Annotated in this window: 10 protein-coding genes; 9 read left to right on the top strand and 1 reads right to left on the bottom strand. The window is 63.7% G+C overall.

Annotated elements, in window-relative coordinates; all coding sequences use genetic code 11:
- The 5 genes from CRO22_RS18070 to CRO22_RS18090 all read left to right on the top strand — a co-directional run.
- Positions 1 to 180 (top strand): single-stranded DNA-binding protein (locus tag CRO22_RS18070; protein WP_141399488.1); only part of this gene is annotated, 180 nt, incomplete at its 5' end.
- 143 nt (positions 181 to 323) lie between these two features.
- Positions 324 to 578 (top strand): type II toxin-antitoxin system ParD family antitoxin, encoded by a 255-nt coding sequence (locus CRO22_RS18075; protein ID WP_097071548.1) that lies wholly within the window; start codon positions 324 to 326, stop codon positions 576 to 578.
- Positions 556 to 867 carry a type II toxin-antitoxin system RelE/ParE family toxin gene (locus CRO22_RS18080; protein WP_176518703.1) on the top strand — a complete coding sequence of 104 codons (312 nt, stop codon included), beginning with the start codon at positions 556 to 558 and terminating at the stop codon, positions 865 to 867. Before CRO22_RS18075 ends, CRO22_RS18080 begins: the two co-directional genes overlap by 23 nt.
- 182 nt (positions 868 to 1,049) lie before the next feature.
- Positions 1,050 to 2,633: an ABC-F family ATP-binding cassette domain-containing protein gene (locus CRO22_RS18085; protein WP_097071543.1), complete on the top strand. Its 1,584-nt coding sequence runs from the start codon at positions 1,050 to 1,052 to the stop codon at positions 2,631 to 2,633.
- A 121-nt stretch (positions 2,634 to 2,754) separates the two neighbouring features.
- Positions 2,755 to 3,954 (top strand): DUF932 domain-containing protein, encoded by a 1,200-nt coding sequence (locus tag CRO22_RS18090; protein ID WP_097071544.1) that lies wholly within the window; start codon positions 2,755 to 2,757, stop codon positions 3,952 to 3,954.
- A gap of 63 nt (positions 3,955 to 4,017) precedes the next feature.
- Here CRO22_RS18090 and CRO22_RS18730 read toward each other — a convergent pair whose 3' ends face one another.
- Complete coding sequence (locus CRO22_RS18730) at positions 4,018 to 4,557, bottom strand: hypothetical protein (RefSeq protein WP_176518704.1); 540 nt, start codon at positions 4,555 to 4,557, stop codon at positions 4,018 to 4,020.
- Between the two features lie 208 nt (positions 4,558 to 4,765).
- On the opposite strand from CRO22_RS18730, the gene CRO22_RS18095 reads away from it, so the two are divergent.
- The 4 genes from CRO22_RS18095 to CRO22_RS18110 all read left to right on the top strand — a co-directional run bounded on the left by CRO22_RS18095 (position 4,766) and on the right by CRO22_RS18110 (position 6,797).
- The gene (locus CRO22_RS18095; protein WP_097071545.1) at positions 4,766 to 5,281 is read left to right on the top strand and encodes a DNA repair protein RadC; all 516 of its coding nucleotides are present in this window, start codon (positions 4,766 to 4,768) and stop codon (positions 5,279 to 5,281) included.
- A 102-nt stretch (positions 5,282 to 5,383) separates the two neighbouring features.
- Positions 5,384 to 5,665, top strand: coding sequence for a hypothetical protein (locus tag CRO22_RS18100; protein WP_394341507.1), 282 nt, complete (start codon positions 5,384 to 5,386; stop codon positions 5,663 to 5,665).
- 75 nt (positions 5,666 to 5,740) lie between these two features.
- On the top strand, positions 5,741 to 6,160 hold the full coding sequence (locus CRO22_RS18105; protein ID WP_097071546.1) for a hypothetical protein: 420 nt from the start codon (positions 5,741 to 5,743) through the stop codon (positions 6,158 to 6,160).
- Positions 6,153 to 6,797, top strand: a complete 645-nt coding sequence (locus CRO22_RS18110) for an antitoxin of toxin-antitoxin stability system (protein WP_097071547.1) — start codon at positions 6,153 to 6,155, stop codon at positions 6,795 to 6,797. The genes CRO22_RS18105 and CRO22_RS18110 overlap by 8 nt, the downstream gene beginning before the upstream one ends.
- Positions 6,798 to 6,859 lie beyond the last annotated feature (62 nt).

Raw genomic sequence — 6,859 nt, forward strand, 5'->3', positions numbered from 1 at the left:
AAGGGCATGAAGGTCCTCGTCCACGGCCGCATCCACTACACCAAGTGGACCGACAGCGCGGGGACCGACCGCTACGGCTGCGAGATCATCGCCGAAAAGGTCGACTTCCTGAGCCGCCCGAAGGCGGCCGAGAACGAAAACCCCGAGCTGGTCGATCGCGACGACGAGATCCCGTTCTGAGGAACGGGGTCTCCCCCTCGGGCCCGGCGGGGAAACCCGCCGGGTTCGCTGCGCGCTCATGGCAAGTCGCGCAGGACGGCATCGTCACGGTTTGACAAGCTTTGCCAAATCGTTTCATCTTTTTCGGGAAGGAGATCGCGACCATGGCAACGATGAACGTCTCTTTGCCGGACCCGATGAAGGCTTGGGTCGAGGCGCAGACCCAAGATGGGCGCTACAGCAATGCCAGTGATTATGTGCGCGATCTGATCCGCCGCGATCAGGACCGCCAGCAGGCCATCGCCGAGTTGCAGCAGCTTGTCGATCAGGGTCTGGCGAGCGGCCCGGGTGCGCGTCTGGATGTGGAGGCCTTTCTTGCCCGCAAGCGGGAACAAGATGCCAGAGCCGAAGATCGGTGAATACCGGCTCTCGCCCGCAGCGCTGAGCGATCTCGACGCGATCTGGGACTATAGCGCAGGCATGTGGTCCGTCACGCAGGCTGAGACCTGTATCCGCGGGCTCGCCTCTGACATGGACCTGCTGGTCCAGCACCCGGGCATTGCGCGCGAGCGCACTGAAATCTACCCTGCCGTCCGCCTCTACCTCTCGGGATCGCATCTGATCATCTACCGTATCGAGGCGGGATGGCTTGAGGTGCTGCGCATCGTGCATGCGCGGCAGAACTGGGCCGCTTATCTGAATGAGTGACCCGAGGCTTTCGCGCCGCCGCCGCATGGCCGCTTCGAAATCAAAGCCGCCGTTGGCTTTGGCTTGCAGAACTGCCGAGCGACCACTACTTTCAAGTTGTCTTCCTGCCGGAGAGAATATCGCTATGGACCTGAACCTCGCCGCCTTCGCCCCTTTGGTTTCGCTGCGAGAAGTTCTGTCCCATGCCTGCATTCATCTCCCTCTCGGGCCTGTTCTGGTCCACGCCTGACGGCACGCCGCTTTTCACCGACCTCAACCTGACCTTCGGCCCTGAGCGCACCGGCATTATCGGCCGTAATGGCGCAGGCAAGAGCACACTTTTGCGTCTGATCTCGGGTGAGATGCGCCAGACTTCGGGTCAGGTGCAGCTATCTGGCACCATGGCGATAATGCGTCAGGACGTGATGGAGCATCCTGACGATACCATCGCCGATCTGTTGGGCCTGCGCGCCGCGCTCGGCCTGCTGGATCGCGCCGAGGCGGGTCTGGCCGATGCCGACGACCTGGCCGATGCCGACTGGACCCTGCCCGCACGGATCGAAGCCGCGCTTCTGCGCTGTGGTCTGTCCGCCGGACCGCAGACGCCGCTGATGACGCTATCCGGCGGCCAGCGCAGCCGTGCCGCCCTTGCCGCCCTGATCCTTGCCGAGCCGGATTTCCTGTTGCTGGACGAGCCGACGAACAATCTCGACCGTGACGGGCGCAGGGCGGTGATCGACCTCATCCGGGGTTGGACGGGCGGTGCGATCATCGTCAGCCATGACCGCGAACTTCTGGATGAAATGGACGCCATCGTCGAACTGACCTCGCTTGGCGCGGCACGGTATGGCGGGAATTACAGCGCCTTCCGGCAGCGGAAGGCTATGGAACTGGATGCTGCGGCCCGTGACCTTACCCATGCGGAAAAGGCTCGCTCCAACGCCATCCGTCAAGCGCAGCAGGCGAGTGAGCGCAAGGCGCGCAAGGACAGTGCCGGGCACCGGGCGCGGGCCAAGGGAGATCAGCCGAAAATCCTGATGGATGCCGCCAAGGAACGGGCAGAAGCCTCGGGCGGCGCTGGTGCGCGCCTGCGCGATGCCCGGCGCGAGGCGGCGGATGAGACGCTGTCCGCCGCGCGCGAAAAGATCGAAATCCTGCAACCGCTGCGCATGGACATCCCTTCATCGGGCCTTACCTCAGGGAAGACGGTGCTCCGGCTGGATGACGTGACCGGCGGCTATGACCGCGACCGCCCTGTGATCCGCGATCTGTCGCTGACAGTCACCGGCCCAGAGCGCGTCGTCATCGCTGGGTCAAACGGCAGCGGAAAGACCACGCTTCTGAAGATCATTACCGGGCAGATCGTGCCGCAACATGGGCAGGTGGATCTGATGGTGCCCTTCGCGCTGCTGGATCAGCATGTCGGATTGCTCGATCCGGCCCGCACCCTGCGTGATAATTTCCTGCACCTGAACCCCGTGACGGATACGCATATGGCCCATGCCGCGCTGGCCCGGTTTGGTTTTCGTGCGGCAGATGCTTTGCGGTACGCGGGCGAGTTGAGCGGGGGAGAGCGCCTGCGGGCCGGTCTGGCCTGTGCCCTCGGGGGCATGCCGCCGCCCATGCTGCTGATCTTGGACGAGCCGACCAATCACCTCGATCTGAACGGCATTGCGGCGTTGGAGGCGGCACTGGCGGGTTATGACGGTGCGGTTTTGGTGATCAGCCACGACACAGCATTCCTTGAAACGCTCGCACCGGACAGAGAGGTTCTTGTCGGGAGATGACCGCTTTGTTCGCACTGCCGTCACTCGCGCTCCGGCTGAAGAGTGAGAGGAGTGCCGGTTTCCCGGTGACGGGTTGAGGGCTGGGAGAGAGGCTCCCGGCGCCTGTCGCGGAGGAATGCCGATGGGCGTTGTGGAAGTTCTGGATCCGGTCGCACCGGCGCGGGCTGGTGGCTGGAAGGTGGATGTGAGCCGGGGGGAGCGCAACGGGCGGGTGTCGTCCGAATGGTTCAACCGGCCCGATGACGAGCGGTATCTCTCGCTCGACGATCTTTGGGCCTCGGTGAAGGGCCGTTCCGAGCGCAGCCGCAGCCGGGTGGTGCAGACGGCCGATATTCGCGTCGAAGCCGCGCGCGACAGCGCCGAGCGGCTGCATCTGGTCCTGCCGAAAGCCGAGGCGCCGGTTTCGCCGACGCATTGGGCCTTTGGCCAGCTTGCCAGCATCGTCGGCGCCCCGGCCTCGTACCTGCGGCAACTGCCCGCGCCGCTCGCCGGGATCAACCTGCAATATGGCCTCTCCAACCACCGCGCCGAGCAGGTCAAGACCTTCGAGACCGAAGATGGCCGCACCGAATTGCGCGCCGTGACGGGGCCCGATTACGGCCGGATCCATGACTTCGAACTGGTCGAGGCTGTCCAGCGCCTCGCGGGCAATGGCACCGGCGACACGCGCTGGAAGGTGCCGGGTGTGCTCGACTGGTCGACGGGGGTCTACAACCCCGACGTCGAGATCAGCCGCGACACGACCACGCTCTATGCTTCGGATCGCGACGTCTTCCTGTTCCTCGTGGATGATCACAACCCGATCGAGGCGGGGCGTTTGGCCGACGGCTCCCCCGATCTCTACTTCCGGGGTTTCTATTGCTGGAATTCCGAGGTGGGGGCGAAGACGCTTGGCATGGCGAGCTTTTACCTCAGGGCGGTGTGCCAGAACCGCAACCTCTGGGGCGTCGAGGAGTTTCAGGAGATCAAGATCCGCCACTCGAAATACGCGGCCTCGCGCTTCGCGCATGAGGCGGCCCCGGCCCTGACGCGCTTCGCCAATTCCTCGCCGCAGGGGTTTGTGAACGGCATCCAGGCCGCGCGGCAACAGATCGTGGCGCGGAGCGACGAGGACCGGGATGATTTCCTGAGGAAACGTGGCTTCTCGAAGGCCGAATCCGGCAAGATCATCGAGAAGGTGCTGATGGAAGAGGGCCGCCCGCCCGAAAGCATCTTCGACTTCGTGCAGGGGATCACCCGGCTCGCGCGCGACAAGACCCAGCAAGATGTCCGCCTCGACATGGAAGGGCGTGCCAAGAAGCTGCTCGACCGTGTGGGATGAAGCTGAGACCGGAAGCGCGCATCTTCGCGCTTCCGGATACAAGGATAACCAGCGCGCCAGCCATCAGCCTGCGTTGGTTAGGCGTTCCTGTAATTTGTATACACGATCCGCAGCGATACAAAAAGAACGCCGATAGTCGCGCATCAAGGCGATCGTTACTACCTCTTTCTTTCGTGCAACAGGGTCCAAGGGTAAATCGGCAAGACCAGTGATGTTTTGTGCACCAAAGGTTCCTATTTCTGGGCCTTGCCAAACATGCATATGCGCCAATCGATTTCTTTTCTTTGAGGCTTTTGAGAGTATATCGTCAATTCGTTTCCACTCCAAGTGAACCTCTTTCCAGAAATCTGTTAAATTCCTTTTCGATTGCATCGCGATGAGTGTCTCGACTGCCCGCAAACGGTCACGGAAACCGACAATAGAATGGAAAGAAGCGCGAGCCAGAAACGGGTCCTTCGATTGAATGGCGACCGCAAAAACAGAGCTCAAGGCATGTTCAACGTTCCCCCACTCCGCCATGGCTCTTCCGAGCTCACACATGAATTCTGGTTCATCAGTCGCATATTCTGCGCCAAGCGACTTGGACCAATTTTCAGTTTCCATTGGTATTCCCTCACCTGAACTTGAAAGCAAGACCGTCATTCCAAGCGCGCTTCGCTTTAGCGTGAGATTGGCTCTCGGGCGTCCAGTTTTCAACCCAATAACCCTGAGTTGACCGATGCCCGCCCCCTCGAGGAAGAGGGTGGCGGTTTGGGGGTGACGGTGATGGCGGGGAGAGAGGCTTCCCGCCCCCGTCGCAGGAGAATCCGAGATGCTCGATCAAGAGTTCCACGCGCGAAAGGCCACTCCGACGATGCGGTTTGACGCCGATGCGCGGCCCGCGCCCAATCCCGATCTGCCCTTCGTTCTGAAACTTGTCGCCCCGGAACTTGGAGCGGCGATGGCCGGGCAGGACCGCCCGGTGGAACTCGATCGCTATGCGACGCTCGCGGATGCGATGTTCGCTGCGGTCGTGCTGGCGCAGCAAGTCGGCCCCGATGTTGCCCCGCACATGATGGCGATCCTCGATCGTGAGGAGCGGCTCGTGCTGGCGGGAGAGTTGGCCGATGGCGCGATTGCCTGGTGCAACCCCGTGCTCTCCGCGCCGGAGGCCCGTTCGGTGTTGCGCGAGGCGAGCGGTTTGCGCGCGCGGGCGAGCCAGGCTGCGGGATGGCGCGAACATGGGTTCGTGGCGCATCTGCGCCGTCGCGCCGATCACCTCGAGGGGCGGCTCGTCGATCCGCTCTGGCGTGTCGTCGCCGCCCGCGCGCTGCGGGTTGCTGCGTGAGGGCGGAGAGATCGAGGAGGGCAGGGGGGCATGGGGCGCGCCGCCGGGCAGAGAGATCGCCCAGTCCGGCATCCCCCCTTTCCCCGAACCGGAGTTGACCCGATGACCATGACCGAAGTCCCCCTGCGCGCGGCAGATGGCGCCCTCGGCCGTCGATCTGGCCCCGATCTTCACCGGGCCGTTGATATGACCGACCCCGCGTATCTGCGCCTCGGTCTGCCGGTGACGGCATCGCCGCTCGCCGTCCTGCGTGCGGCGGTCCGGGCGCTTCATCCCGAAACCCGCGCCGTTCGCGGGTTTCGGGCGGCGCGCAAGCGGTTCTACCGGCAGATGCTTTGCGCGCATGCGGCGCGTCAGGCTGCGGGCGACCAGCGCGCCGGCTGAGCGCGCCTGCCCATCCTTTCATTCCAATCCAGCGCCCGGCCTCTTGGCTGGGCGTCTCACTCTCAGGAGGTTCCCATGGCGGATTACTTCACCCATTTTTCTTGCCTGATCGATGTCGGGACGGCCGAAAAGGCCGCCCGCGCGCTCGCGCTGTTTGCAGATTTGCGCGCGGCGGATCAGGAGGCCGATGACCCGGAGGTTTCGGGGTTCGATCTGACGCGCCAGGATGCGCCCGAGGGCAGCATCCTGTGGATCCATGACGATGAACATGGCGATGTCGAGGCGGTCATCCGCTTCGTGCTGCGCCTCGCCGAAGACCTCGACCTCACCGGCCTCTGGGGCTTCCAACACGCCCTGACCTGCTCGCGCCCGCGCCTCGATGCCTACGGCGGCGGTGCGCATGTCATCGACCTTGGCGCGCGCAAATCCATCGGTTGGACCAGCACCGAGGAATGGCTGGCTGCGGCGCTGACCGGGGAGGACATCGATGCCTGAGACCATCTGCACCACCGTCTACCAGTTCCCCGAACTCTCGGATGCGGCCAAGGAAAAAGCGCGCAGCTGGTATCGCGACCTCGCGCCCCACGACGATTGGTGGGACGCGGTCTATGAGGATTTCGAGCGCATCTGCGAGATCCTCGGCATCCGCCTGAAGGCCACGCCCGTCCGCCTGATGGGCGGCGGCGTGCGGCACAAGCCTTGTGTCTGGTTTTCGGGGTTCTGGAGCCAGGGGGACGGGGCCTGCTTCGAGGGCTACCTCCGTCACACCAAGGGCGCGGCCGCGCGCATTCGGGACTATGCCCCGATGGACGCGACGCTGCACGGCATTGCCGACCGGCTGCAGGCCATCCAGCGCAGGAACTTCTATCGGCTCGCTGCCGAGGCGACCCATCGCGGGCGCTACTACCACGAATTTGCCATGTCCGTGGATGTCACCCGTGACAGCCCGACCTGTCAGCCGCCCACTGAGGATGCCGAAGAGATCGTGACCGAGGCGCTGCGCGATCTGGCCCGTTGGCTCTACCGCCAGCTTCAGGCCGAATACGAGCACCTCACCTCGGACGAGGCGATCGAAGAGGGGATCATCGTCAACGCGTACACCTTCACCGAAGAGGGGCGGCGCTTTGGGTGAGCAAGCCCGATTGAAATCTGTCAGAAAACCGCGTATATTTCTGACAAAGGAGCGATCATGGA

It is taken from the genome of Rhodobacter maris (assembly GCF_900217815.1).
In the GTDB taxonomy this organism is placed as follows: Bacteria; Pseudomonadota; Alphaproteobacteria; order Rhodobacterales; family Rhodobacteraceae; genus Rhodobacter; species Rhodobacter maris.